The sequence below is a fragment of the Streptomyces rishiriensis genome, from assembly GCF_030815485.1.
Lineage (GTDB): Bacteria > Actinomycetota > Actinomycetes > Streptomycetales > Streptomycetaceae > Streptomyces > Streptomyces rishiriensis_A.
Genome location: NZ_JAUSWV010000002.1, coordinates 2,399,449 through 2,424,327 on the forward strand (window position 1 = coordinate 2,399,449; position 24,879 = coordinate 2,424,327).

Here is a 24,879-nt window from a genome sequence, read left to right on the forward strand (position 1 = left end):
CGGCGTGTCCGGGGCCGTTCCTCACCGATACCGACACCGACATCGATCGGCGTCGACGACATCGACGGAAGAGGAACCCCCATGGACCTGGCGCAACTGCTCCGTGACGACCGCCCGTTCGCCCTGCTCCGCCGCCGCACCCCCGGCCACGACGCGGACACCGTGGAGGTGCTGCTCGGCCCGGTCGCCACCTACGACCGGCTTGCCGACCTGCCCGAGGAGGGCCTGGCGCTGGTCCCGTTCCGGCAGATCCGCGAGCGCGGCTTCGACGTCCGCGACGACGGCACCCCGCTGGCGGTGCTGGTTCCCGAGGAGCGTCACGTCCTGCCCCTGGCCGACGCCCTCGACCGGTTGCCGGTCCGGGACGTGCGCGTGGAGGACGGCGGGTTCGACGTGGCCGACGAGGAGTACGCGGAGATCGTCGGACGGGTGCTGCGGGACGAGATCGGCCGCGGCGAGGGCGCCAACTTCGTGATCCGGCGGACGTACCGGGGACGGATCCCGGGGTTCGGCCGCGCCGACGCGCTGGCCCTCTTCCGGCGGCTCCTCGAGGGCGAGCGCGGCGCCTACTGGACGTTCGTCGTGCACACCGGGGACCGGACGCTGGTGGGAGCCAGCCCCGAGGTGCATGTGCGTATGTCCGGCGGCACGGTCGTGATGAACCCGATCAGCGGGACGTACCGGTACCCCGCGGAGGGCCCGACTCCGGAGCGGCTGCTGGACTTCCTCGCCGACGGCAAGGAGATCGAGGAGCTGTCGATGGTCGTCGACGAGGAGCTCAAGATGATGTGCACCGTCGGTGACATGGGCGGGGTCGTGATCGGGCCCCGGCTGAAGGAGATGGCGCATCTCGCGCACACGGAGTACGAGCTGCGCGGCAGGTCCTCGCTGGATGTGCGGGAGGTGCTGAAGGAGACCATGTTCGCGGCGACCGTCACGGGCTCGCCCGTGCAGAACGCCTGCCGGGTCATCGAACGGTACGAGCCGGTCGGGCCGGACGGTGTCGGGCGGGGGTACTACGCAGGCGCGCTGGCGCTGCTGGGCCGGGACGCCGGCGGGGCGCAGACCCTCGACTCCCCCATTCTCATCCGTACCGCCGACATCGACGGGGCCGGGCGGCTGCGGGTGCCGGTGGGCGCCACGCTCGTCCGCGGATCGGATCCGGCGGCCGAGGTCGCGGAGACGCACGCGAAGGCGGCGGGCGTGCTGGCCGCGCTCGGTGTCCTGCCGGGCAGGCCCGGGACGGCGGACGCGCGGCCCCGGCTGGCCGACGACCCGCGGGTGCGGGCGGCGCTGGACGGGCGGCGCGCCTCGCTGGCGCCGTTCTGGCTGCGGATGCAGGAGCGGACGGAGGAGCTGACCGGGCACGCGCTCGTCGTCGACGGCGAGGACACCTTCACCGCGATGCTCGCGCACGTGCTGCGCTCGAGCGGGCTCGAGGTGAGCGTCCGGCGCTACGACGAGCCGGGGCTGACGGCCTCGGTTCTGGCGCACGAGGGGCCGGTCGTGCTGGGCCCCGGCCCCGGTGACCCGTCCGACCTGGGCGACCCGAAGATGCGGTTGCTGCGGGAGCTGACCGCGCGGGTGATCCGGGAGCACCGGCACGGTGTCCTCGGGGTCTGCCTCGGGCACGAGCTGATCGCGGCGGAACTGGGGCTGGACATCGTGCGGAAGGAGGTGCCCTACCAGGGGGCGCAGACGACCGTGGACCTGTTCGGGCGGGCGGAGACCGTCGGGTTCTACAACAGCTTCGTGGCGCTGTGCGACGACGCGGCGCTGGAGGAGCTGGCCGCCGCGCACGGGGTGGAGGTGAGCCGGGCCGCGAACGGCGAGGTGCACGCGCTGCGCGGGCCGCGCCGGACCGACGGCGCGGCCATGAACGCGATCGCCGGCGTCCAGTTCCATCCGGAGTCGGTGCTCACGCTGAACGGGGTGTCCGTGGTGCGGGAGTTGGTGGCCCGGGTGTGCGCCGAGCCGCGGCCGGCACGCTAGCGGCCGGCCGCCGGCGGGTCAGCCGAAGAACACGCCGACCTCCGCGTACAGCTGCGGGTCCACCGTCTTCAGTCGCGCGGTGGCCTCGGCGATCGGTACGCGGACGATGTCCGTGCCGCGCAGGGCGACCATCGTGCCGAAGTCGCCCTCGTGGACGGCGTCGATGGCGTGCAGGCCGAAGCGGGTGGCGAGCCAGCGGTCGAAGGCGCTCGGCGTGCCGCCGCGCTGGACGTGGCCGAGGACCGTCGTACGGGCCTCCTTCCCCGTCCGCCGCTCGATCTCCTTGGCGAGCCACTCGCCGACGCCGGACAGCCGGACGTGTCCGAAGGAGTCCAGCGACCCGTCCTTGAGCACCACGTCGCCGTCCCTGGGCATCGCGCCCTCGGCGACGACCACGATGGGGGCGTACGACGCCCGGAAGCGGGAGGTCACCCAGGCGCAGACCTGCTCGATGTCGAAGCGCTGCTCGGGGATGAGGATGACGTTGGCGCCGCCGGCCAGGCCCGAGTGCAGGGCGATCCAGCCGGCGTGACGGCCCATCACCTCGACGACGAGGACGCGCATATGGGACTCGGCGGTGGTGTGCAGCCGGTCGATGGCCTCGGTCGCGATGCCCACGGCGGTGTCGAAGCCGAAGGTGTAGTCGGTGGCGGACAGGTCGTTGTCTATGGTCTTCGGGACGCCGACGCAGGGCACCTCGTACTCGTCGGAGAGACGGGCGGCGACCCCCAGGGTGTCCTCGCCGCCGATGGTGATCAGGGCCCCGATCTCCTGCCGGGCGAGGGTGTCCTTGATGCGGCGGATGCCGTCCTCCTCCTTGAGGGGGTTGGTCCGCGAGGAGCCGAGGATCGTGCCGCCGCGGGGCAGGATGCCGCGCACGGCGCGGATGTCGAGGCGGATCGACCTCCCTTCCAGGGGGCCCCGCCAGCCGTCGCGGAACCCGACGAACTCATGGCCGTACTCCTGGACGCCCTTGCGGACGACCGCCCGGATGACGGCGTTGAGGCCGGGGCAGTCCCCGCCTCCGGTCAGTACTCCGACGCGCATGGAAGTGTCCCTTCGCCGCGGTTGGCCGACGAAGGTCACGGTAATGGTGATCCAGGTCACACAGATATGCCTCGGCGCGGCCAATTCCGTTGGATCACCGGGGAATTGGCCGCGCCGGCGCTCTCACTCGTCGTCGAGGCCGCGTTCTATCGCGTACCGGACCAGTTCCACCCGGTTGTGCAGCTGGAGCTTGCCGAGGGTGTTCTGGACGTGGTTCTGGACCGTGCGGTGGGAGATGACGAGGCGCTCGGCGATCTGCTTGTAGCTCAGGCCCTTGGCGACCAGCCGCAGCACCTCGGTCTCCCGGTCGGTCAGCCGGGGCGCGTTCGGTTCGTCGCCGCCGCCCGCGGCGGGTCCGGGGTCGGAGGCCAGCCTGCGGTACTCACCGAGGACCAGTCCGGCCAGGCCCGGGGTGAACACCGGGTCGCCGACAGCCGTGCGGCGCACCGCGTCCAGCAGTTCCTCCGTGGACGCCGACTTCAGCAGATAGCCGGTCGCGCCGGACTTCACCGCCTCCAGCACGTCGGCGTGCTCACCGCTCGCCGACAGCACCAGGACCCGCAGGGCCGGGTTCGCGGCGACGACCTCCTTGCAGACCTGGACACCGGGCTTGGCCGGCAGGTTCAGGTCCAGCACCAGCACATCGGGCGTGGTGGCCTTCGCCCGGCGCACGGCCTGCTCGCCGTCGCCCGCGGTGGCGACCACGTCGAGCCCGGCCTCGGCGAGGTCGCGGGCGACGGCGTCGCGCCACATGGGGTGGTCGTCGACCACCATGACCCTGATCGGACCCTGCTGACTGCTCATCGCTGTTCCGCCTTCCCCCGCCGCACGTTCTTCTCCTTCTCCTTCGGCACCGTCAGTTCGACCTCCGTGCCCTGCCCCGGGGTGGAGATCAGCTCCGCGCTGCCGCCGAGGTCCCGCAGCCGGCCCCGGATCGACTGGGCGACCCCGAGCCGCCCCTCCCCCTCGGCCTGCGCCAGCCGCCCCTCGGGGATGCCGGGCCCGTCGTCCCGCACGGTGATGATCACCTCGTCGGGCTCGTCCTCGACCAGGATCCAGGCCCGGGCGTCGTCCCCCGCGTGTCTGCGGACGTTGTCGAGGGCGGCCCCGACCGCCGCTGCCAGTTCCTTCGCGGCGGGCGCGGGCAGCAGCACCGGGGCGCCCGGCTCGGCGAGGTTGACCCGGGCGGCGGCGAAGGGCGCGAGCAGCGAGCGCAGGTCGACCGGACCCGTCTGCTCCGCCGGCTCCTCGACCGCCCGCACGACGGCGCCCTCGGCCGCGTCCTGCGACACCCGGGAGACGGGTACGAGGCCGCCGGCGACCAGGGTGCGCAGCGCGACCTCCTGCTCCCCGGCCATCCGCCCCAGTTCGGCCGCCTCGCCGCCGAGGACGGCGCCGCGCCGCTGCACCATGGCCAGCACCTGGAGCACACCGTCATGGATGTCCCGGGCGAGCCGCTCCCGTTCCCGGGTCGCGGCCTCGATCTCCAGCGCGCGGGCGAGGGTGCGCTCGGAGGCGCGGGCGACCTCGACGACGTAACCGATGGCGATGGACGCGACCCAGACGAGGATCACGTTGTGGATGGTGTCGCGGGCCGGGCTGCCGCGCTCGACCAGGTTGGCGACCGCGACGGCCGTGGACGCGAACGCCGCCCAGCGCCAGCCGCCCTTGACGGCGAACGCCAGGACGGAGCCGGCGGTCCATATCGACGGCAGGGTCGGCCCGCCCGACTGGATGCGCTCGTGGGCGTCCGCCACGGTCGTGAGCAGGATGCCGGTCAGCGCGATGGTGAGGTCGGCGGCGAGGAAGCGCTTGGTGCAGCTCGCCGCGTTCGCGACCTTGGGCAGCGTGGCCAGGGTCCAGACGAACAGGACGCAGTAGTAGCCGACGGCGACCCAGGGCCGGGCGAACCCGTCGTAGGCGGTGGCGAAGAAACCCACCGCGTACAGCATGGTGAGCACCCGGTAGCCGGCCAGCGCACGCCACAGCGGCAGCTCGACCGACATTCTGATGACTCTCTCGCGCCTGGCCATCCGTCCCCCGCCCCCGGGCCCCGACCGCTGACCGCCGACTACTGCTCTTGCTCGCTGTCCTTGGCCTGGTCCTTCTTGGCCTGGTCCTTCTCGGCCTGCGCGAGCGCCGCCCTCGCGGCCCGCTCGGCCTCCTTCTCGGCCTTCGCCGCCTCCGTGATCTGCCGCTTGGCGGCGGTCGCGTAGATGTCGACGTACTCCTGGCCGGAGAGCTTCATGATCTCGTACATGACCTCGTCGGTCACGGCGCGCAGCACGAAGCGGTCGTGGTCCATGCCCTGGTAGCGGGCGAAGTCCAGCGGCCTGCCGATACGGATGCCCGGCCGCATGATCTTCGGCAGGACCTTCCCGGGGGGCTGGATCTTCTCGGTGTCGATCATCGCGACCGGGATCACGGGCGCGCCGGTGGCGAGCGCCACCCGGGCGAGCCCGCCGGGCTTGCCGCGGTAGAGCCGCCCGTCGGGCGAGCGGGTGCCCTCCGGGTAGATGCCGAACAGCTCGCCCCGCTCGAGCACCTCTATGCCGCTGCGGATCGCCGCCTCGCCGGCCCCGCGACCGCCCGAGCGGTCCACCGGGAGCTGTCCGACGCCCTTGAAGAAGGCCGCCGTCAGCCGGCCCTTCACCCCGGGTGTCGTGAAGTACTCGGCCTTCGCGATGAAGGTCACCTTGCGGTCGAGGACCGCGGGCAGGAAGAACGAGTCCGAGAAGGACAGGTGGTTGCTCGCCAGGATCGCGGGGCCCTCGGCGGGAATGTTCTCGAGGCCTTCCACCCAGGGCCTGAAGGTGACCTTCAGCGGTCCCCCGATAGCGACCTTCATCGCGCCGTACAACAAGCGAGTGCCTCCAGTTTGTGTCGCACAGACCTTAACCCGGAGTGGCCGCAAAGGCTCCGACGACCCTGGTCGGTGTCAGTGCGGTCGCGTACGGTGAAGCACACGTCCCTCCCATGAAGAACAGACGAAGACAGGAGACCGAAGGTGCCGGTCCTTCCTGGAGCCGAGCCGTACCGCCATGAGGGCGGAGAGGTCGGGGTGCTCCTCTGTCACGGCTTCACCGGATCCCCGCAGTCGCTGCGCCCCTGGGCGCGGTACCTGGCCGGGCAGGGTCTGACCGTCTCGCTGCCGCTGCTGCCGGGACACGGCACGCGCTGGGAGGACATGGCGCTGACCGGCTGGCCGGACTGGTACGCGGAGGTGGACCGTGAGCTGCGCGCCCTGCGCGACCGGTGCTCCCGGGTGTTCGTGGCCGGTCTGTCCATGGGCGGCGCGCTGGCCCTGCGGCTCGCGGCGAAGCACGGGGAGGGGGTGGAGGGCGTCATCGTCGTCAACCCGGCGAACCGGGTGCACGGCCTGTCCGCGTACGCCCTTCCGGTGGCCCGCCATCTCGTGCGGACGACGAAGGGGATCACCAGCGACATCGCGAAGGAGGGCGCGCTGGAGAGCGGGTACGACCGGGTGCCGCTCCACTCGGCGCACTCCCTGCGCACCTTCCTGCGGATGATCGACGGAGAGCTGCCGCAGGTCACCCAGCCGCTGCTGGTTCTGCACAGCGTCCAGGACCATGTCGTGCCGGCCGCCGACTCGGCCCGGGTCCTCAGCCGGGTGTCGTCGACGGACGTGACCGAGATCCTGCTGGAACAGAGCTACCACGTGGCAACGTTGGACCACGATGCGGACCGGATCTTCGAGGAGAGCTACGCGTTCATCGCCCGGATCGCGCCCAGTGTCGGCAAGGAAGGGACGGCCGTAGGTGGCTGAGCACGACTCCGACCGTGAGGACCGGGAGAACCGGGACGAGCGGGACGGCCCGGAGGGCCGGGAGGGACGCGCGTCGGAGGAGCAGAGCGTGCCCTTCGACGAGGCCGCCGCGTGGGCGGCGATCGTCGCGGGATACGGCGAGGAGCCGGCGGACCCGCCGGGCGCCAAGCCGTTCAAGTCGGTCGAGGATCTGGCGCTCCTCGAGGTCGAGACGAACGGCGAGGAGTCGGGGGCCGAACCCGCGAAGGACTCCGCCGAGGAGCCCGTCAAGGACCCCGCCGAGAAGCCCGGCGAGGAGAAGGAACCGGCCCGGCCGCCGCTGGGCAGCTCGATCGCCTTCGCGCCTGGTGTCGGCCCACGCGACCACACGGCGCCCGAGCCCTCGGAGGAGGACTTCGACGGGGACGACGAGGGTCACTTCGTCCCGCCGGAGCCGCCCCCGCTGCCCGCCGCCGACACCACGGCCAAGTTCGCCTGGCTCGGGGTGATCGGCGGGCCGTTGCTGCTCCTGCTCGCGGTACTGCTGGGCTGGGAGATGACGTGGTGGCTGTCGACCGTCGGCATCGGCGGCTTCCTCGGCGGATTCGCCACGCTGGTGATGCGGATGCGCACGGACGACGAGGAGGACGGGGATCCGGGGCGGGGCGCGGTCGTCTAGCCCGCGGGGATCCTGAGGGCGGCAAGGACCGGAAGGTGGTCCGTGGCCGCCCTCAAGTCGCTCCCGGTGACTCCGGGAAGCCCGGTCGGCACCCCGCAGCCCAGCACCTCCACGCCCTTCGTCACGAAGATCCCGTCGATGCGGCGGTTCGGCGCGCTGGACGGGAAGCTGTCCTCGGCTCCCCAGGGGGCGGCGGTGCGGCAGTCCTGGAGGGCGGTGGCCAGACGGTCGAAAGTACGGCCGCCGGGGCTCTCGTTGATGTCGCCGCCCGCGACCGCGTGCTCCACGCCCATCCCGGCGAGACGGTCGAGCAGCATGCCCGCCTGCTCGTAGCGCTCGGCCGCGGTCAGACCGAGGTGGCAGCCGGCCACGCCGAGCCGGGCACCCGCGAAGCGGACCACGGCGGTCGCGAAGCCCCGGCGGTGCTCGCCCGGCGTGAGCGGCAGAAGGACGTCCTCGGTCCGTTCGACGGTCGCCCGCAGCGAGCACAGGACGGCCGGGCCGGCCGCCGTGCCGCCGCCGGTGAGGATCACCTGACCGGAGGCGGCCGCGAGCCGGGCGAGCTTCTTGCGCCAGCGGAAGAAGCGGGGGGCCTCCTGGACGAGGGTGAGGTCGGGGGCGCAGGCCGTCATGACCCGGGCCAGGGCCCCGGTGTCGTCCCGCAGGGAGCGGATGTTGTAGCTGAGGACCCGGATGACGGCCGAACCGTCGGGCTCGGTGCGGGAGTTGGGTAGCGGCGAGGTCGTCGGCATAGCGATCAAGATACGCCGCTCCGTCCCCTACGTCCGGAAAAGCGAACGGGGGCCGCGAGCGGCCCCCGTGTTGACGCCATATGCCGTACGGCCGGCCGTACGAGCAGTACCTCGCGCAGCACCACGACCAGTGCTACGGCCAGTGGTACCGACCAGCCGCGCGAGTACTCGCAAGCCGCGCGAACGGTGCACGCGGTGCGAACGGCGCGAGGTGGACGACTACATGATCGGGTCGGGTTCTCTCGCCAGGTCCGCCGCGCCCACCAGGCCCGCCTTGTTGCCCAGCTGGGCCGCGATGACATCGGCCACCGGGCGCCAGTTGCCGCCCACCAGCCAGCGCTTGTAGGACTTCCGGATCGGGTCGAGGACCAGTTCGCCCTCGTCGGAGAGCCCACCGCCGACGATGAAGGCGGAGGGGTCGAAGAGGGAGGCGAGGTCGGCGAGACCGGCGCCGGCCCAGCGTGCGAGCTCGCGGTAGGAGTCCACGGCGACCGGGTCGCCCTGGCGGGCGGCCATGGAGATGTGCTTGCCCTCGATGCCGTCGGGGTTGCCGTCGCCCAGCGACAGCAGGATCTCGGCGTTCTCGGGGGTCGCGTTGGCCCGCTGCTTGGCGTAGCGGACCAGGGCGCGGCCGGAGGCGTACTGCTCCCAGCAGCCCTGCGAGCCGCAGCCGCACAGCAGACCGTCCGGCACCATACGGATGTGGCCGAACTCGGCGGCGACGCCGAAGTGGCCGCGCCGCAGCTTGTTGCCGATGATGATGCCGCCGCCGAGGCCGGTGCCCAGGGTGATGCAGATGACGTTGCGGTGGCCCTTGCCCGCGCCGAACTTGTATTCGCCCCACGCCGCGGCGTTGGCGTCGTTCTCCACCACGACGGGGAGACCCACGCGGGCCTCGACCTCGTCCTTCAGCGGCTCCTGGCGCCAGTCGATGTTGGGCGCGAAGTAGACCGTCGAGCGCTGGCGGTTGACATAGCCGGCGGCGCCGATGCCCACACCGACGATGTCGTGCCCGGCGCGCGCGCCCTCGACGGCGGAGGCGATGGCGTCCACGATGCCCTCGGGCGTGCCCGGGGTCGGCACCTTGTGGGTCGAGAGGATGTTGCCTTCCTCGTCGACCACGCCGGCCGCGATCTTCGTGCCGCCGATGTCGACGCCGATGGTGAGTCCCATGAATCCCTCAGTTCCGGTCGAGCCCCGCTACGGCCAACCGTACCCGAGGCCCTGCCCCCCGAGGGCTTCAGTCCAAGTCGATGCGCTGGCCGGGACCGGTGTCGTCGCCACCGCGGCCCGGGTCGCGGTGGGTGCTCCCCGGATCGTTCGCCCCGGTCGTCCAGCGTTGTTCCTGGGTCTGGACGGCGGAGCGGTAGGCCGCGAGGAGTTCGGTGCCGGCGGCCGCGAGGTGGTCGAAGACGTCCGGGTTGCGCTCGATGACGGGCTCCACGGCGGCCTTGGCCTGCTGGACGACCTGGCGGACCACCTGCTGGGCGGCGGGGCCCGCGACCGCCCCGAGCAGCGGGGACTGGAGCGAGGACAGCTTGTCGCCGACGGCGTCGACGAGCTTGCGCAGTTCCTCGGCGGCCGAACCCGGGGGCGGGCCGCCCTGGCCACGGCGGCGGGCCTTCTCCGATGCCAGGTCCTCCGCGGCGGCGGTGGCCCAGGCATCGGCGTCGCTCGCGCGGGGCTGCTCGTCGGAGCCTGATGTCCCGGTGCTCTCCCCGGCGGCGTCGGGCGTGGGGCGCTCTTCGCTCATGGCGGACTCCTGATGACTCCTGGTCGACGACGCCTGATGACGGCTCGTCCCTACGACGGTACCCGAACGGCGGAACGTCGTTCAGTGGCTCTGCGGCCAGAGCCCGGGATCCGGCGCGAACCGCACACACAGCTCGCCGTCACGCAGCGCGGCGCCGTCGACGGTGCAGCGGCGCAGCACGGAGGGCAGCGCGACGATACGCCGGAACGGTCCGGCGGTGACGACCAGTTCGTCTCCGCGCCGGACGAGGTCGAGCTCGTCGCGTATGGCGCCGGGCAGCGGAAGGTGCCACACGAGCACGCCGTCCTGGGCGAGCCGGTCGGCCACGGGCCACTCGACCGGGGTGGTCGCCGGGTTGACGGCGGGCACGGCGAGCGCGGTGAGGTCGTCGGCGCCGCGGGGGTCGTGCCCGAGGTGGGCGACGGGGCGGGCCTTCTCGCCCCACTCCCCCAGTGCCTTGCGCTGCTGGGTGACGAGCCGGCCGAGCAGACCGTCGTCGTGGGCCGCCTCCGGCAGGACGCGGTTGGCGACGAGCGACTCGACGGGCAGGGCGCGCAGGGCGAGACCGAGGCGGGCGTCCCGGACGGCGTCGGCCCCGGCCGGTCCCGGCTCGGCGACCAGGCGTACCGCGGTGCCGGGGTCGGCGAGGACGGCCTCGACCGCGGCCAGCTCCAGGTCCCAGCGGGCGGTCGTCTCGTACAGCCACTCGGCGGGCATCGGCACCCCGGCGAGACGGCCGAGCATGGGGCGCAGGGCGCGGGCGGCCTGCCGTTCCGGCGGGAGCAGGCGGCGCAGGTAGCGGCGCAGTTCCTGCGGAAGGGACAGCAGGGCGAGGGCCTGCGGGACCGGCGGCAGGTCGACGACGAGGAGTTCGTGCAGCTCACCGCCGTCGGCGAGGGCGGCGTCCCGGAGCGCGCGCAGCAGGGTCAGCTCCTCGGCGCCGGGGAGGGGGGTGACCTCCTCCGGGTCGAGCCGGGAGGCGCCGAGCAGGTCGAGGACGGTGGAGGCACGGTCCTGGAAACCGGCGAGGTCGTCGCGGAAGCCGGCGGTGGCGTCGGGACGCCAGGCGGTGAGGCACGGCGCGACCGGGACGGGGCTCGCGCCGGTCCGCACGCCGAGCGCGGCGCCGAGGGTGTCGGTGCGGTCGGCGCTGAGGACGAGGGTGCGGGTGCCTTCCGCCGCCGCGCGCTGTGCGGTGGCGGCCGCCACGGTCGTGCGTCCGCTGCCGCCGGGACCGGTGATCAGGATGGTGCGCATGAGGGTGAACCGTAACGGAGGTCGAGGCAGCCGCCCGACCTCCTCGGCCCGCACCCGGGCCCGCCGGCCCCGGGTGCCGTGGCCGACGCTACTTCTCGGTCGCCTCGAGTCCGGCGTCTCCCGACTCCACGCGCTTCTTGAGGCCGGCCAGGGCGCGGTCGATGATGACCTTCTCGGCCTTGCGCTTGATCATGCCGAGCATGGGGATCTTGACGTCCACGGTCAGCTGGTAGGTGACCTCGGTCGCTCCCGCGCCGGCCGGCTTGAGGAGGTAGGAGCCGTCGAGCTGGCGCAGCATCTGGGACTTCACCAGCGTCCAGGACACCTCGTGCGCGCCGCTCCAGGTGTAGCCGAGGACCTGGTCGTCCTTGATGGCGCCGGCGTCCATGACCAGGCGGACCTGCTCGGCGCGGCCCTGCCCGTCCGTCTCGAGGACCTCTGCCTGCTTCACCTCTCCGGTCCAGTCCGGGTAGCGGGCGAAGTCTGCGATCACCGCCATGACGTCGTCCGGTGCCGCCTCGATCGTGATGCTCGAGCTGGTGTGTTCCGCCATCGCTGTGGCTCCTCCAGATGCGGGCCGGTAAAGGTAGAGAGGGGGACACCGTGCGCCAGCCGCCGCGCACGTGTGTGCAGCGTGAAGGCTACCGCGCGCCCGACCTGCCGCCTTCACCCGGAGTGCGGAGATCGGCCGGACGGCGCCGGGTCACCACTCCAGCGCCCACGGCTTGCCGGTTCCGGCGAAGTGCCCCACGTTCACGCACTCGGTCGCGCCGACCCGCATCCGGCGGGCGAGCGGCTGGTGGACGTGCCCGAAGAGCGCGTAGCGGGGCCGGGTGCGGCGGATGGCGTCCAGCAGCGCCCGGCTGCCCCGCTCGAAGCGGCGGGCCACGGTGTCGTAGACGAGTTCCGGCACCTCCGGCGGGATGTGGGTGCACAGCACGTCCACCTCGCCCACGGCCTCGATCTTCGCCGCGTACTCCTCGTCGCTGATCTCGTACGGCGTGCGCATGGGGGTCTTCAGGCCGCCGCCCACGAAGCCGAAGACCCGGCCGCCGATCTCCACCCGCTCGCCGTCCAGGACGGTGGTGCCGGGTCCGGCGAACTCGGGCCACAGCCGCGGCATGTCGACGTTGCCGTAGGTGGCGTAGGTCGGGGCCGGGAACGCCGCGAAAAGCTCGGCGTACTGCTTGCGGACCCCCTGCTCGATCAGGGTCGCCCGGTCGCCGTCGACACCGTCCCAGAGCAGGCGGCCGAGCTCGCGGGCCTCCTCGAAGCGGCGGGCGGTGCGCAGTTCGACGAGCCGGTGGGCGTTCTCCTCCCCGAAGAGGTCGGGGAAGATCCCGCGGGAGTGGTCGGCGTAGTCCAGGAACAGGACCAGGTCGCCCAGACAGATCAGCGCGTCCGCGCCCTCTCCGGCCCGGGCCAGGTCGCGCGCGTTTCCGTGCACGTCGCTGACCACGTGGATGCGTGTCCTGCGGTTTCCGGGCGGTGTGGAGGCCATGTCGATCAAGGGTAGGCGTGTGCGGCATATGTGAACAGTGGCGATCGGGATACCGGTTACTGGTCAGTCAGTAAAGCGGTGGACTACTGTCGGCCAGGAAACACCCATCTGTGTGACGCAGCGAACATCTCGCCGGACCCCCCTGTCGAAGAAGCCATACCGGCGGGTAACGTCCGGGCAGTCCAGTCGTGCTCAGGATTTCAACCATCGAGATCCACCGAGGTCCCGAGCACAGTCCCGAGCCTTGGACCGCACCGTCGCAGCACACAACGTCGTGGCGCCGGCGCCCTATGAGGAGCAGCAGTCTTGCGCGAGTTCAGCCTTCCGGCTTTGTACGAGGTCCCTGCGGACGGCAATCTGACCGACATCGTCCGCAGAAACGCCGCGCAGCATCCCGACGTCGCCGTCATCGCCCGCAAGGTGGGCGGCGCCTGGCAGGACGTGACGGCCACCGCCTTCCTGGCCGAGGTGCACGCCGCCGCCAAGGGCCTCATCGCCTCCGGCATCCAGCCCGGCGACCGGGTCGGCCTGATGTCGCGCACCCGCTACGAGTGGACGCTGCTCGACTTCGCCATCTGGTGCGCGGGCGCGGTCACCGTGCCGGTGTACGAGACCAGTTCCCCGGAGCAGGTGCAGTGGATCCTCTCCGACTCGGGCGCGACCGCCGTCGTCGTCGAGCTGGACGGCCACACGGCGGCCGTGGAGTCGGTGCGCGAGTCGCTGCCGGCCCTGAAACACGTCTGGCAGATCGAGGCCGGGGGTGTCGAGGAGCTCGGGCGGCTCGGCAGGGACGTCTCCGACGAGGTCGTCGAGGAGCGCAGCTCGCAGGCCAGGGCGGACGACCCGGCGACCATCGTGTACACGTCCGGCACGACGGGTCGGCCCAAGGGCTGTGTGCTGACCCACCGCAGTTTCTTCGCCGAGTGCGGCAACGTCGTGGAGCGGCTGCGGCCGCTGTTCCGCACGGGCGAGTGCAGCGTCCTGCTCTTCCTCCCGCTCGCGCACGTCTTCGGCCGTCTGGTGCAGATCGCCCCGATGATGGCGCCGATCAAGCTGGGCACGGTCCCGGACATCAAGAACCTCACCGACGAGCTGGCCGCCTTCCGGCCGACGCTCATCCTGGGCGTGCCGCGGGTCTTCGAGAAGGTCTACAACTCGGCGCGCGCCAAGGCGCAGGCGGACGGCAAGGGCGCGATCTTCGACAAGGCGGCGGACACCGCGATCGCCTACTCCAGGGCGCTGGAGCTGCCGGCGGGACCGCCGCTCGGTCTGAGGATCAAGCACAAGGTCTTCGACCGGCTGGTCTACAGCAAGCTGCGCGCGGTCCTCGGCGGCAAGGGCGAGTACGCGATCTCCGGCGGCGCCCCGCTGGGTGAGCGCCTCGGTCACTTCTTCCGCGGCATCGGCTTCACCGTCCTGGAGGGCTACGGACTGACGGAGTCCTGCGCCGCCACCGCCTTCAACCCCTGGGACCGGCAGAAGATCGGCACGGTCGGTCAGCCGCTGCCCGGCTCGGTCGTGAGGATCGCGGACGACGGGGAGGTGCTGCTGCACGGCGAGCACCTGTTCAAGGAGTACTGGAACAACCCGGGCGCGACCGCCGAGGCACTGGCCGACGGCTGGTTCCACACCGGTGACATCGGCACCCTCGACGAGGACGGCTACCTCCGGATCACCGGGCGCAAGAAGGAGATCATCGTGACCGCGGGCGGCAAGAACGTCGCGCCGGCCGTGATCGAGGACCGGATCCGGGCGCACGCGCTGGTCGCGGAGTGCATGGTGGTGGGCGACGGACGGCCGTTCGTGGGCGCGCTGGTCACCATCGACGAGGAGTTCCTGGGCCGCTGGGCTTCCGACCACGGCAAGCCGGCGGGTTCGACCGCGGCGTCGCTGCGCGGGGACGCCGACCTTCAGGCCGCCATCCAGTCGGCGATCGACGACGGCAACGCCGCGGTCTCGAAGGCGGAATCGGTGCGGAAGTTCCGCATTCTCTCCTCCCAGTTCACGGAGGACTCGGGCCACCTCACGCCGTCGCTGAAGCTCAAGCGCAATGTCGTGGCGAAGGACTACGCGGGTGAGATCGAGGCGATCTACGCCAAGTAGCCTCCTCCCCCCGCCTGATGACGGAGCGTCATGGCGCGGTGTCCTCCACGAGGACCCGCGCCATCGTGCGTTCGGCGAGCGCGGTGATGGTGACGAACGGGTTCACCCCGATGTTGCCGGGCACCAGTGAGCCGTCGGTGACGTACAGCTTCGAATAGCCCTTCACCCGGCCGTAGTCGTCGGTCGCCTTCCCCAGCACGCAGCCACCGAGCGGGTGGTACGTGAAGTCGTCGGCGAAGACCTTGTTGGACGAGCCGAAGAGGTCGTAGCGGTAGAGGGTGGAGTTCGCCGCGTTGATCCGGTCGAACAGTTTCTTGGCCATGCCCGAGGAGACGGCGCTCTGCGCGGCGCTCCAGCCGAGCTTCACCCCGCCCGAGGCGGCGTCGTACGTGAACGCCGCCCGCTGCGGGTTCTTGGTGATCGCCAGATAGAGGCTGACCCAGTGCTCGAGTCCCATCGGCAGCGGCGCGATCTCAGCGAAGACGGGGTTGGCGGTGTTCGCCCAGTCGTCGATGCCCATGACCGGCATGGTCGACTGGTTGGCCCCGACGGTGTCCCACAGGTGGTTGGCCCGCCCGAGCATCACGTTGCCGTTGTTCCCCCAGCCCGCCCCGACGGATCCGTCCAGCGCGGGCAGTGTGCCCGTGTCCCTGGCCCGGACGAGGAGTTCGCTGGTCCCGAGGCTGCCGCCGCCGAGGAAGAGGTACGTGCAGCCGTACTGCCTGGTCTCGACGACCTTGCCCGTGCCGTCGATGCGGTCGGCGGTCAGGAGGTACGTCCCGTCGCTCGCCCGGCTGATCCCGCGCACCTTCTCCATGGTGTGGATGGTGACGTTCCCGGTGCCCAGCGCCGACGCCAGATACGTCTTGTCGAGGCTCTTCTTGCCGTGGTTGTTGCCGTAGATGACCTCCTGTCCGAGGGCGGACTTCGTCGCCGTGCCGGCCGCCTCGCGCTGCATGTAGGCGAAGTCGTAGACGCTGGGCACGAAGGTGGTGCGCAGACCGGCGTTGGCCGCGTGCCTGCGGGAGACGCGGGAGAACCGGTACCACTCGGTCGACTCGAACCAGGCGGGGTCGACGGTGTTGACGCCGAGCATGGCGCGGGCGCGCGGGAAGTACGTCGCGTACATCTCCGTCGCGTCGACGGTGGGGAACTGCTCGGCGAACCAGGACGGGAGCGGGGTGACCGCCATGGAGCCGTTGACCAGGGAGCCGCCGCCGACCCCGCGGCCCACGAAGACGGACATGTGGTCGAAGTGCACGCGGTCCAGGACGCCCGGGTAGAGGCCGACGTCCTTGTTGACGACGTCCAGCCACAGGAAGCTGGCCAGCGGCGCCTCGGTGCGGGTGCGGAACCACATGGACCGCTGATCGGGGTCGGCGGTGCTGCAGAAGATTTTGCCGTCGGGGCCGGCCGTGTTCCACAGCCGGCCCATCTCGAGGACGACGGTGCGGATGCCGGCCTGCCCGAGGCGCAGGGCGGCGACGGCGGCGCCGTAGCCGGAGCCGACGACGACGGCGGGGGCGGATTCGACCGCCGCGGGCTCGGCCGCGCGGGCCGACTGGAGGCCGACGCGGGTGAAGCCGAGCGCGGCCGCCGTCTGGAGGGCGGCCATACCGAGGATTTGACGTCTTGTCAGCTGACTGCCAGTCAGCTGACGCCGTATCAGTTCTGCTGTCATGTGCGCAGCATCGGCGGATTATCCGCCTCCGCCTAGGGCGCGGCCGGAAAAGCTAGAGCAACGTCTTCAACTTCTCCGCCAGCAGGTCCCACCGCCACTTCTCCTCCACCCAGGCGCGCCCCCGCTCCCCCATCCGGCGGCGCAGCTCCGCGTCCCCGAGCAGGGCGACGATGCGCTCGGCCGTGTCGGCCGGGGAACCGCCCCGCACGACCCACCCCGTCTCCCCGTCGAGCACCGCGTCGGGCGCCCCGCCCGAGTCCCCGGCGACGACGGGCAGTCCGGTCGCCGACGCCTCCAGGTAGACGATCCCGAGCCCTTCGACGTCGAGTCCGCCCCGCCGGGTCCGGCAGGGCATCGCGAAGACGTCCCCGGCGCCGTAGTGCGCGGGCAGCTCCGACCAGGGCACCGACCCGGTGAAGCGCACCGCGTCCGCCACCCCGCGCTCATGCGCGAGCCTGCGCAGGTCCTTCTCGTACGGCCCGCCCCCGACGATCAGCAGCACCGCCTCGGGCTCTGCGGCCAGGATCCGCGGCATGGCGAGGATCAGCGTGTCCTGCCCCTTGCGCGGCACGAGCCGCGAGACGCACACCACCACCGGCCGGTCGGTCAGCCCGAGCCGCGCCCGCACCTCCCCGCCGCCCGATCCCGGGTGGAAGGTCTTCTCGTCGACGCCCGGCGGCAGCTGCACCATCCGTCCGGCCGCCCCGGCGCTCAGCGCGGTCGCGATCCGCGAGCGGGTGTACTCGCCGAGATAGGTGATCGTGTCCGTGCCCTCGCCGATCCGGCCGAGGAGCTGCCGGGCGGCGGGCAGCTGCGCCCACCCGGCCTCGTGCCCGTGGGTCGTGGCCACCAGCCGCTCGGCGCCCGCCTTCCGCAGCGCCGGCGCCATCAGCCCGAGCGGCGCGGCCGCCCCGAACCACACCGACGCGCACCCGTGCTCCCGCAGCAGCCCGACGGCCCGGCGGGTCGCCCCGGGGGTGGGCAGCAGCATCGTCGTGGAGTCCCGTACGACGGTGAAGGGCTGCTCGGCGTCGAAGGCGGCCGTCGCCTCGGCACCCTCGCGGGAACGCTTCCAGGTGGACGCGTAGACGACGAGCCGGTCGGGGTCGAGCCGGAGCGCCATGTTGTGCAGGAACGCCTGGATGCCGCCCGGACGGGGCGGGAAGTCGTTCGTCACGATCAGGGTCTTGTGCATCGCAGCCGACCCTATCCAAACGTCGTTCACAGCCGCGTCCGACCGCGCCTCACAGCCCCGCGGGAGATCATGTGGGCCATGGAGACGACGGCCGCGGGACGGCCCCCGACCTGCCTGCTGACCACCTGGGGCGTGACCCGGCTCGCGCTGCTGCTCTTCGTCTTCAGGGTGTTCCTCTTCCCCGGCCCGGACGTCACCAGCGACGTCTTCGTCACCTACCGGGGCTGGTACGACGTGCTGAGCACCGGTACGTTCCCGGCCGCCGACGTCACCTGGCAGTACCCGCCCGCCGCCGCCCTCGCGATCCTCTCCCCCGGTCTGCTGCCCTTCCTCGACTACGCGTCGGCCTTCTTCGTCCTGGCCTTCCTCGCCGACCTGGCGGTCCTCATGCTGCTGCTGAACACGGGGCTGCGCCCCGGCCGGTCGCTGCGCGGCGCCTGGATGTGGGTGGCGGGCGTGCCGCTGCTCGGACCCACCGTCTACTCCCGCTACGACGTGATGGTGACGGCGGTCGCGGTCGCCGCGCTGGTCGCGGGCGTCCGCAGGCCCCGGGTGATGGGCGCGCTGACGGGTCTCGCGGTACTGCTGAAGGTGTGGCCCGCGCTGCTGCTGGCGGGGGCCGTGCGCAAACGGGCCTGGGGCGCCGCGGCGGTGACCGTCGGCGCGCTGGCGGCGCTGTTCGCCCTGGCCATGCCCGGCGCCTTCGCCTTCCTCACCTTCCAGCGCGACCGGGGCACCGAGGTGGAGTCGCTGGGCGCCCTCGCCCTCCATGTGGCCCGGCAGTTCGGCTGGCAGGGCCGGGTGCTGCTCCACTACGGCTCACTGGAGTTCCTCGGCCCGTACGTCGGGGTGGTGAGCGACGTGGCCCTGGGGCTGACGGCGGTCGCGTTCGGCTGGCTGCTGCTGTGGCGGCTGACGGCGAAACGCTTCGCGCCGCAGACGCTCGCGGAGGCGGCGTTCACGGCGGTCCTGCTGTTCACCGTCACCAGCCGGGTGATCAGCCCGCAGTACCTGGTGTGGCTGATCGGGCTCGCGGCGGTCTGCCTGTGCTTCCGCGCCGGCCGGATGGGCCTGCCCGCCGTCCTGGTCCTGGCCGCGTCCTTCGTGACGGTGCTGGAGTTCCCCGTCTTCTTCGCGGACGTCGTCGCCAGCAGTCCGCTCGGCCTCGCCCTGCTGTTCCTGCGCAACGGCCTGCTGGTGGCCGCCGCGCTCACCGCGGCCGTACGGCTGTGGCGCTCGACGGCGCCGAGGGCCGCCACCGGCGCTTCCGCCGCCGGTCGGGCCGCCCGCGGCAGCGAGCCCGCGGTCTCTCCCTGACGCCCCGGCCACGCCCGCCGCAGGCCCACCCGCACGCCGCCCACCGCACCCCCATGGCGAGCCCCGGCGCCGGGCGCACCCCGGGCAGCCCGATCCCCGACAGCACGTACGCCGACGGCAGCTGTACGGCCGCGCCGAGCAGGCAGGCGTGCCCCGGCGCCGGCTGGACTTCGTCGGGACGCCCACGGGCTTCCGCCGTGCCGAGGGGAATCCCGTACCGGCGGAGGAGGCGAAGGACCTGTTCCGGCAGGGCATGCCGTGGGGGGCCGGGGCGACCGGCGAGGCGGAGCGGGCCCGGCCGCGCGGGGCGATCGAGCGGCTCACTCAGGCGAGCCGAGCCTTCAGATAGCCCTGCCAGTCCGCCGTGAACTGCGCGAGGGAGGCGCCCAGCACGCTCTCCAGCGCGCCCTCCACCGCCCCCGGCCGCTTCCGGTGCTCCCCCACCGCCCGGTAGAACGCGTCCAGCTTCACCTCGCCCCACCGCTCGGCGATCATCCGGCAGGCCAGCCAGCCGCCCTCGTACGCCTGGGCCAGCCGCTCGGCGTCGCCGGAGAAGGCGAAGTCCGCGTCGGCGGGCAGCGCCGCCGGGACGGTGCCCTCCGTGACGGCGTGCTGGAGTTCCGGGGCGACCTCCGCGGGGGTACGGCCGGCGCCGCGGTAGCCCACCCAGTCGGCGTACCCCTCGGACAGCCAGAGCGGGGTGGCCGCGTTCGTGTGGGCGCGCGTGGCGACATGCGTGGCCTCATGGGTGAGGACCACCTGCCGGCCGACCCTGCCGAGCATGCCGTAGGCGTCCGGGTTGACGATGATCCGGTCCGCGGGCGTCCTGGCCCCGCCGCCCGTCTCACCCGTGGTGACCGCGGCGATGCCCCGGTAGGAGGAGACCGGCGCGCCGAGCAGCCCCGCCATGCCCGCCAGCGACTTCGGCACGAGGACGACGAGGCGCCCTGCCCAGTCGGTGCCCCAGGCCGCCGACACCTCCGGAACGGCGTCGTCGGCCAGGTCGGCGAAGGACCGCAGCCGTGCGTCGGACTGCCCGACACCCAGCACGAGGCTGTGCACGCCCCGTACGGCCCGCACCGTGCCCTGGTCCCACAGCTGCTCGGCGGCCTTCGTCGCGGGCCTGTCCGAGGCCACCGACCACCGGCCGGCCGCGTCCCGGGTCAGGCGCAGGAGGCGGGCCGTGGTCACCGGGGCCCGGTCGTGGCCGTCGACGCGGTAGCTCAGTTCGGCGTCGGCGGTGGCGGTGTCCCCGCTGCGGTGGAGCGCCGTCACGCGATACGACCAGGCCGCCAGCGGAACGGCCCACACCGCGGCGTACCCGGAGGCGGCGCCGGTGGCCGCGTAGGCGGCCCGGTCATGGCCGAGGACCGCGGCGGCACGCCGGTCGAGAACCCGCTGCACAGCGGCCTTCGCGTCGTCCGCGGGGGCCCGCCCGCCGCAGCCGACCAGCGCGCCGAGGAGCGAGACGAGCAGCAGACAGAGCAGACAGAGCCCCAGGACCCCGGGTCCGCGCGCCCGCCCTCGACCAGCCATCCTCCCGATCGTACGGCGGCGGGTCCGCGCGGGCTCCGCTCAGGGCCGGGTGACGGACGAGACCGGCATCATCCCGACCGGGTCGTACCGCACCGGCGCGCCCGGATAGGGGGCGTGGATGACCTGCCCGTTGCCGACGTACATGCCGACATGACTGGCGTCGGAGCGGTACGTGACGATGTCGCCGGGCCGGGCCTGGGAGAGCGGCACCCGCCGGCCCGCGTGCGCCTGGGCCTGCGAGGTGCGCGGCAGCGAGATCCCGGCCTGCGCGTACGACCACTGCACGAGGCCCGAACAGTCGAAGCCGGTCGGCCCGTTGGCGCCCCACACGTACGGCTTGCCGAGCGCGGAGCGGACGGCGGCCACGGCGGCGCCCGCGCGGCCGGAGGCCGGGACGTCGCCCGGGAGACCGGGCATGGCGTCGCGGCCGGAGCGCGAGGCCCGGTCGAAGGCGGCGCGTTCGGCGCCCGGCAGGGCGTTGAGCAGCTGCCGCGCCTCGGCGAGCTTCTGCTCCACGGTCCGCTTGTGCCGCACCACGGCCTCGCGGCTCTTCTCCAGCTCGGCGAGCTTGCCCGCGGCCTCGGCGCGCTCCTGGGCGAGTTCCCGCATGGCGCCCTGGAGTTCCCTCAGCTCGCCCGCCTGGTGGGCGGTGATCCGGTCGAGGACCGACGCCTTGGCGAGGTAGTCCTCCGGGTCGTCGGAGAACAGCAGCGCCAGGGAGGGGTCGAGGCCACCGGATCGGTACTGGGCCCCGGCCAGCGAACCGAGCTGCTCGCGCAGGCCGTTGATGCGCTCCTGCTGCCGGGCGATGTGGTCCTGGGCGGTACCGACCTGTCCCCGCAGGGTGTCGGCGCGTTCGTCGGCCGTGTTGTACGCCTCGGTGGCCTTCTCGGCCTCCTCGTAGAGACGGTCCACCTCGGCGCGGGTGTCGTCGTGCGGAGCGGCCGTGGCCGGTACGGCGGACACGGCGCCGATTGCGGCGGCCGCGACGGACAGCACGCTCAGGGCGCTGCAGGCGCCCCGGTCGAACCCGGACTGTGCAAGGCGGCGATGGGACCCCACGGGAAGCCGCGCTCCTTCCACTGGCGGACAGGGAAACGCGGCAGACAGTAGCCCCGCGGTGGGGGGTCGGCCAAAGACCTCGGAGGCAACGCACAGTGACGCCCCGCCGCTGACGCAGGTCACCGGCGGGGCGTGGGGTCACATCTCGTTGTCATGATTCGCCCGTTCGGGCGGCTTGGTGTCCCGGTCCAGGGTCCGATCAGATCCGGACGCCGAACTGGAACGGCATGTTGTTGATCGACTCGTAGCGCACGACCGTGCCGGAGCGCGGGGCGTGCAGCACCTGGCCGTTGCCCGCGTAGAAGCCGACGTGGTGCTGGTCGCCGTAGAAGATGACCAGGTCGCCGACCTTGAGGGCGCTCTGGGAGTAGATGCGCGTTCCGGCGTTCGCCTGGGCCTGCGAGGTGCGCGGGATGGCGACGCCGGCCTGGGCGTAGGCCCAGGAGGTCAGACCCGAGCAGTCGTACGAGGCGGTGCCGGTGGCGCCGTAGACATAGGGCTTGCCGAGCTGGCTCTGGGCGGCCTGGAAGGCGGCCATGGCCCGGCCGGAACCCGCCGGGGCGTCGCCGAGGTCCACGCGGTCGCCGGCGTCGCGGCTGGCGCGGGCGTCGGCGGCGGCGAGGGACGCCTGCTCCTTGGCCGTCAGCGTGTTGAGGAGCTTGCGCGCCTCGGCGAGCTTGCCCTGGACTTCCTTCTTCTTCTTGCCCAGTTCGGTGCGGGTGGAGGCGAGGTCCTTGAGCTTCGTGGAGGCCTCGCTGCGCTCCTGGGCGAGCTCGCGCTGCTTCTCCTGGATCTTCTTCAGCGCCTCGACCTGCTGGGCGCTGAGCTGGTCGGCGGTGGACGCCTTGTCCAGGAAGTCGTCGGGGTCCGAGGAGAGGAGCAGCTGCACGGAGGAGTCGATGGACCCGGTGCGGTACTGGGCGGCCGCCGCCAGACCCATGGAGTCACGCAGCTCATTGAGCTCCGCCTGCCCCCGGGCGACGTTGTCCTGGATGGTGGAGATCTCCTTCTGGAGCTTCTCCTGCTTCTCCTGGGCCCCGTTGTACTTCTCGGTGGCCTGCTCCGCCTCTTCGTAGAGCTTGTCGACCTTGGTCTTGACCTCGTCCTTGGTGAGCTTCTCGGCGGGCGCCGCGTTGGCTGCCTGAGAGCTCAGAACGACGGCAGCGGCGGCTGCGGTGGTCAGCACGGTCACACGTGCGCGACTCGGCTGCTTCGGTCGACGGTGGGACGCCACGGAGACGGGCTCCTTCTTTTGAGTGATCACCCGTGTGGAGATTCGAGCCCTGACCTTAGTGACCTCGCCGTGATCAGTTCAAATCCTCAGGAGAAAAAAACCCATCACGCAACGCAGTTTTTTCAATCAACTCACATGCAGTCATGCTCGATTGACGCTACGTTGCGTGACGATCCAGCCAATTCAGGCATTGTGCACGCAACTTCGACGTTCAGGACAGTCGCTTCAGAAGCACCGCGGAAGCCACCGGTCGGGCACCCGCCTTGGCGATCCCGTCGGCCACCTCGCGGTCGGTCGAGGCGACGATGACCGGCCGGCCCGGCGGCTCGGCCCGCACCAGCTGACGGATCAGCTCGTCGGCCGTGACACCCGGCTTGGAGAACAGCACCCGCACCCCGCGCGGCGGCGCGAGCAGCACCGGAGCGACCAGTTCGGCCCCGTCGAAGACGCAGGTGACCTCGGCGCCCGTCTGCGCGGCGAGCTGCGAGAGCTGTCCGAGGAGCCGGAGCCGCTGCTTCTCCAACGGCATCTGGGGATACCCGGTCTTGGTGACGTTGTAGCCGTCGACGACGAGATGGGCCTGGGGCAGCGCGAGCAACTGGTCGAGAATGGCCGGATCGTTCTCCGACAGAGCGCGGGTGGCGATGTCCTTCGGGGTCATTCGTCCCGGTTCGACCGCGTCGACGGTCTCCGCCGGACGCACCGACACCGGCGGCAACGCCAGTTCCCGCCGCAGCCCTTGGGCCGCGTCGAGCACCGTGTCCAGCAGCAGCCTCAGCCGCACGTCCTCGACACTGCGGCCCTCGCGGGCCGCCCGCCGGCTGGCCTCCAGGGCCGCCTCCACCTCGCCGAGCCGTGCCTTCAGCCGCCGGGACTCGCTCTCCGCGGCGGACACCCGGGCCTGCCCCTCGGTGCGCACGGTCTCCAGCTCGCCGCGCACCTTGCGCAACGCGGCCTCGCCCCGCTTGACGTCACTGAGGGCCGAGCGCAGCTTGCGATGGAGCGACTCCGCTTCCTTCTTCGCCGCGTCCAGTTCGGCACGCAGCCCCTCGGTACCGGTCCGGGTCTGCTCACGGGCCCGGTCCAGCTCCTCGCGCAACCGCTCCAGCTCGGCCCGGCTCTCCTCGCCGGCGCGCTCGGCGTCCGCCCGCTGGGCCTCCTCGCCGGCCGCGGTGACCAGCTTCACCCAGCCGACGGGCCGCAGCACATAGGCCGCGGCCGCCACTTCGTGCGGGTCCGCGGCCGGGGTCGACGAGCCGGAGTCGAGGGCGCCGGCGAGTTCCGGCTGGGCCTCTCTGAACTTCTCGGCGATGCGCTGCCGGAAGAGCGGATCGGTCTCCAGCGCGGCCGCCATCGCGTTGCCCGCGAACTTCGCCCGCCGGTTCGGCGCGAAGCGGGCGTACTGCCGCAACTGGACGGGCAGTTCACCGACGGTCAGCCCGCCGAAGCCGTCGGAGACGATCTGCACGACCCTGCGCCGCACACCGTCCGGCAGCGGACGGTCGAGCATCTCGGCGGCGCCGTCGCCCGGCCCCCCGCCTGCGCTCTCCACCATCCGTCACACCCCAATACTGTGCGGGCCTCCCCCGCTCTCGACTTCGCTCGAGCGGGGGACCCCGTCGTCAGGAACCGGCGCCCGGCCGATCCACGAGTTCTACCTGGTCCACCGCGTTGCACCAGCGGCACCGCACCGACTCGATGGTCTCACTGACCACGTCGCGCTCCTCGACCTTCGGCTCACCGGCGAGGTCGAGGTGCACGTACTCGACGACCTTCGACGAGCGCGTCACGTCGAACCGCGTGAGATTGCCGCAGAGCGTGCAGCGCCACCGCGTCGCGGCGGTCGGCAGGGGAACCGTCATCGTGGCTTTCCACTTCCTTCTGGTGTCGTGCTCGCGGTCGCCGGGGTCGGGCCGGAGGCTCCCCCGCGTGTATGGCTCGTAACCCTACGGCCTGGCGGGTACTCGCCGCCCACCCGTCCGCGGCGGCGAGGCGGTCCGGACG

At 72.3% G+C, this 24,879-nt stretch carries 22 protein-coding genes; 5 read left to right on the forward strand and 17 right to left on the reverse strand.

Translation table 11 applies throughout. The features are described 5' to 3' along the window. Positions 1 to 81 precede the first annotated feature (81 nt). Positions 82 to 1,992, forward strand: coding sequence for an anthranilate synthase family protein (locus QF030_RS13195; RefSeq protein ID WP_307162858.1), 1,911 nt, complete (start codon positions 82 to 84; stop codon positions 1,990 to 1,992). 18 nt (positions 1,993 to 2,010) lie between these two features. Here the strand turns inward: QF030_RS13195 and QF030_RS13200 are convergent, their stop codons facing one another. The 4 genes from QF030_RS13200 to QF030_RS13215 form a co-directional block, all read right to left on the reverse strand. After that, complete coding sequence (locus QF030_RS13200) at positions 2,011 to 3,039, reverse strand: 6-phosphofructokinase (RefSeq protein WP_307162859.1); 1,029 nt, start codon at positions 3,037 to 3,039, stop codon at positions 2,011 to 2,013. Positions 3,040 to 3,162: 123 nt separating this feature from the next. Further along, on the reverse strand, positions 3,163 to 3,843 hold the full coding sequence (locus QF030_RS13205; RefSeq protein WP_307162860.1) for a response regulator: 681 nt from the start codon (positions 3,841 to 3,843) through the stop codon (positions 3,163 to 3,165). Beyond that, complete coding sequence (gene macS / locus QF030_RS13210) at positions 3,840 to 5,072, reverse strand: MacS family sensor histidine kinase (RefSeq protein ID WP_307162861.1); 1,233 nt, start codon at positions 5,070 to 5,072, stop codon at positions 3,840 to 3,842. The genes QF030_RS13205 and macS overlap by 4 nt, the downstream gene beginning before the upstream one ends. Before the next feature lie 38 nt (positions 5,073 to 5,110). Further along, positions 5,111 to 5,887, reverse strand: coding sequence for a lysophospholipid acyltransferase family protein (locus tag QF030_RS13215; protein ID WP_307162862.1), 777 nt, complete (start codon positions 5,885 to 5,887; stop codon positions 5,111 to 5,113). A gap of 159 nt (positions 5,888 to 6,046) precedes the next feature. Here QF030_RS13215 and QF030_RS13220 point away from each other — a divergent pair, with 159 nt between their 5' ends. Both QF030_RS13220 and QF030_RS13225 read left to right on the forward strand, forming a co-directional pair. After that, entirely contained in the window at positions 6,047 to 6,826 is a 780-nt protein-coding gene (locus QF030_RS13220; RefSeq protein WP_307162863.1) for an alpha/beta hydrolase, read from the forward strand. Then, positions 6,819 to 7,484, forward strand: coding sequence for a hypothetical protein (locus QF030_RS13225; protein ID WP_307162864.1), 666 nt, complete (start codon positions 6,819 to 6,821; stop codon positions 7,482 to 7,484). Before QF030_RS13220 ends, QF030_RS13225 begins: the two co-directional genes overlap by 8 nt. On the opposite strand, the gene QF030_RS13230 is transcribed toward QF030_RS13225, so the two are convergent. The 6 genes from QF030_RS13230 to QF030_RS13255 all read right to left on the reverse strand — a co-directional run bounded on the left by QF030_RS13230 (position 7,481) and on the right by QF030_RS13255 (position 12,705). Further along, positions 7,481 to 8,236 (reverse strand): endonuclease/exonuclease/phosphatase family protein, encoded by a 756-nt coding sequence (locus QF030_RS13230; protein ID WP_307162865.1) that lies wholly within the window; start codon positions 8,234 to 8,236, stop codon positions 7,481 to 7,483. The two genes, QF030_RS13225 and QF030_RS13230, sit on opposite strands and share 4 nt — an antisense overlap. A 219-nt stretch (positions 8,237 to 8,455) precedes the next feature. Beyond that, entirely contained in the window at positions 8,456 to 9,409 is a 954-nt protein-coding gene (locus tag QF030_RS13235) for an ROK family glucokinase (protein ID WP_020129975.1), read from the reverse strand. Between the two features lie 67 nt (positions 9,410 to 9,476). Beyond that, a complete protein-coding gene (locus tag QF030_RS13240) occupies positions 9,477 to 9,989 on the reverse strand; it encodes a DUF5304 domain-containing protein (RefSeq protein WP_307162866.1) in 513 nt (170 codons plus the stop codon). 81 nt (positions 9,990 to 10,070) lie between these two features. Continuing rightward, on the reverse strand, positions 10,071 to 11,246 hold the full coding sequence (locus tag QF030_RS13245) for an ArsA family ATPase (RefSeq protein WP_307162867.1): 1,176 nt from the start codon (positions 11,244 to 11,246) through the stop codon (positions 10,071 to 10,073). 88 nt (positions 11,247 to 11,334) lie between these two features. Further along, the gene (locus QF030_RS13250) at positions 11,335 to 11,799 is read right to left on the reverse strand and encodes an SRPBCC family protein (protein WP_307162868.1); all 465 of its coding nucleotides are present in this window, start codon (positions 11,797 to 11,799) and stop codon (positions 11,335 to 11,337) included. 150 nt (positions 11,800 to 11,949) lie between these two features. Then, positions 11,950 to 12,705, reverse strand: a complete 756-nt coding sequence (locus QF030_RS13255) for a metallophosphoesterase family protein (RefSeq protein WP_307167554.1) — start codon at positions 12,703 to 12,705, stop codon at positions 11,950 to 11,952. Positions 12,706 to 13,053: 348 nt separating this feature from the next. Between QF030_RS13255 and QF030_RS13260 the strand changes: the two genes are divergently transcribed. Beyond that, positions 13,054 to 14,850: an AMP-dependent synthetase/ligase gene (locus QF030_RS13260; protein WP_307162869.1), complete on the forward strand. Its 1,797-nt coding sequence runs from the start codon at positions 13,054 to 13,056 to the stop codon at positions 14,848 to 14,850. Between the two features lie 28 nt (positions 14,851 to 14,878). Here QF030_RS13260 and QF030_RS13265 read toward each other — a convergent pair whose 3' ends face one another. Then, positions 14,879 to 16,465, reverse strand: coding sequence for a GMC oxidoreductase (locus QF030_RS13265; protein WP_307167555.1), 1,587 nt, complete (start codon positions 16,463 to 16,465; stop codon positions 14,879 to 14,881). Between the two features lie 118 nt (positions 16,466 to 16,583). Then, positions 16,584 to 17,726 (reverse strand): glycosyltransferase family 4 protein, encoded by a 1,143-nt coding sequence (locus tag QF030_RS13270; protein WP_307162870.1) that lies wholly within the window; start codon positions 17,724 to 17,726, stop codon positions 16,584 to 16,586. A gap of 78 nt (positions 17,727 to 17,804) precedes the next feature. Between QF030_RS13270 and QF030_RS13275 the strand changes: the two genes are divergently transcribed. Continuing rightward, a complete protein-coding gene (locus QF030_RS13275) occupies positions 17,805 to 19,043 on the forward strand; it encodes a glycosyltransferase family 87 protein (RefSeq protein ID WP_307162871.1) in 1,239 nt (412 codons plus the stop codon). Positions 19,044 to 19,367: 324 nt separating this feature from the next. Here QF030_RS13275 and QF030_RS13280 read toward each other — a convergent pair whose 3' ends face one another. The 5 genes from QF030_RS13280 to QF030_RS13300 all read right to left on the reverse strand — a co-directional run bounded on the left by QF030_RS13280 (position 19,368) and on the right by QF030_RS13300 (position 24,737). Then, the gene (locus QF030_RS13280) at positions 19,368 to 20,579 is read right to left on the reverse strand and encodes a hypothetical protein (RefSeq protein ID WP_307162872.1); all 1,212 of its coding nucleotides are present in this window, start codon (positions 20,577 to 20,579) and stop codon (positions 19,368 to 19,370) included. A gap of 39 nt (positions 20,580 to 20,618) precedes the next feature. Then, complete coding sequence (locus QF030_RS13285; protein ID WP_307162873.1) at positions 20,619 to 21,641, reverse strand: C40 family peptidase; 1,023 nt, start codon at positions 21,639 to 21,641, stop codon at positions 20,619 to 20,621. A 199-nt stretch (positions 21,642 to 21,840) separates the two neighbouring features. Next, positions 21,841 to 22,875, reverse strand: coding sequence for a C40 family peptidase (locus QF030_RS13290; protein ID WP_307162874.1), 1,035 nt, complete (start codon positions 22,873 to 22,875; stop codon positions 21,841 to 21,843). A 211-nt stretch (positions 22,876 to 23,086) separates the two neighbouring features. Beyond that, positions 23,087 to 24,430, reverse strand: coding sequence for an NYN domain-containing protein (locus QF030_RS13295; protein ID WP_307162875.1), 1,344 nt, complete (start codon positions 24,428 to 24,430; stop codon positions 23,087 to 23,089). 67 nt (positions 24,431 to 24,497) lie between these two features. Then, positions 24,498 to 24,737, reverse strand: a complete 240-nt coding sequence (locus tag QF030_RS13300; RefSeq protein ID WP_108999851.1) for a hypothetical protein — start codon at positions 24,735 to 24,737, stop codon at positions 24,498 to 24,500. Between the last annotated feature and the right edge of the window lie 142 nt (positions 24,738 to 24,879).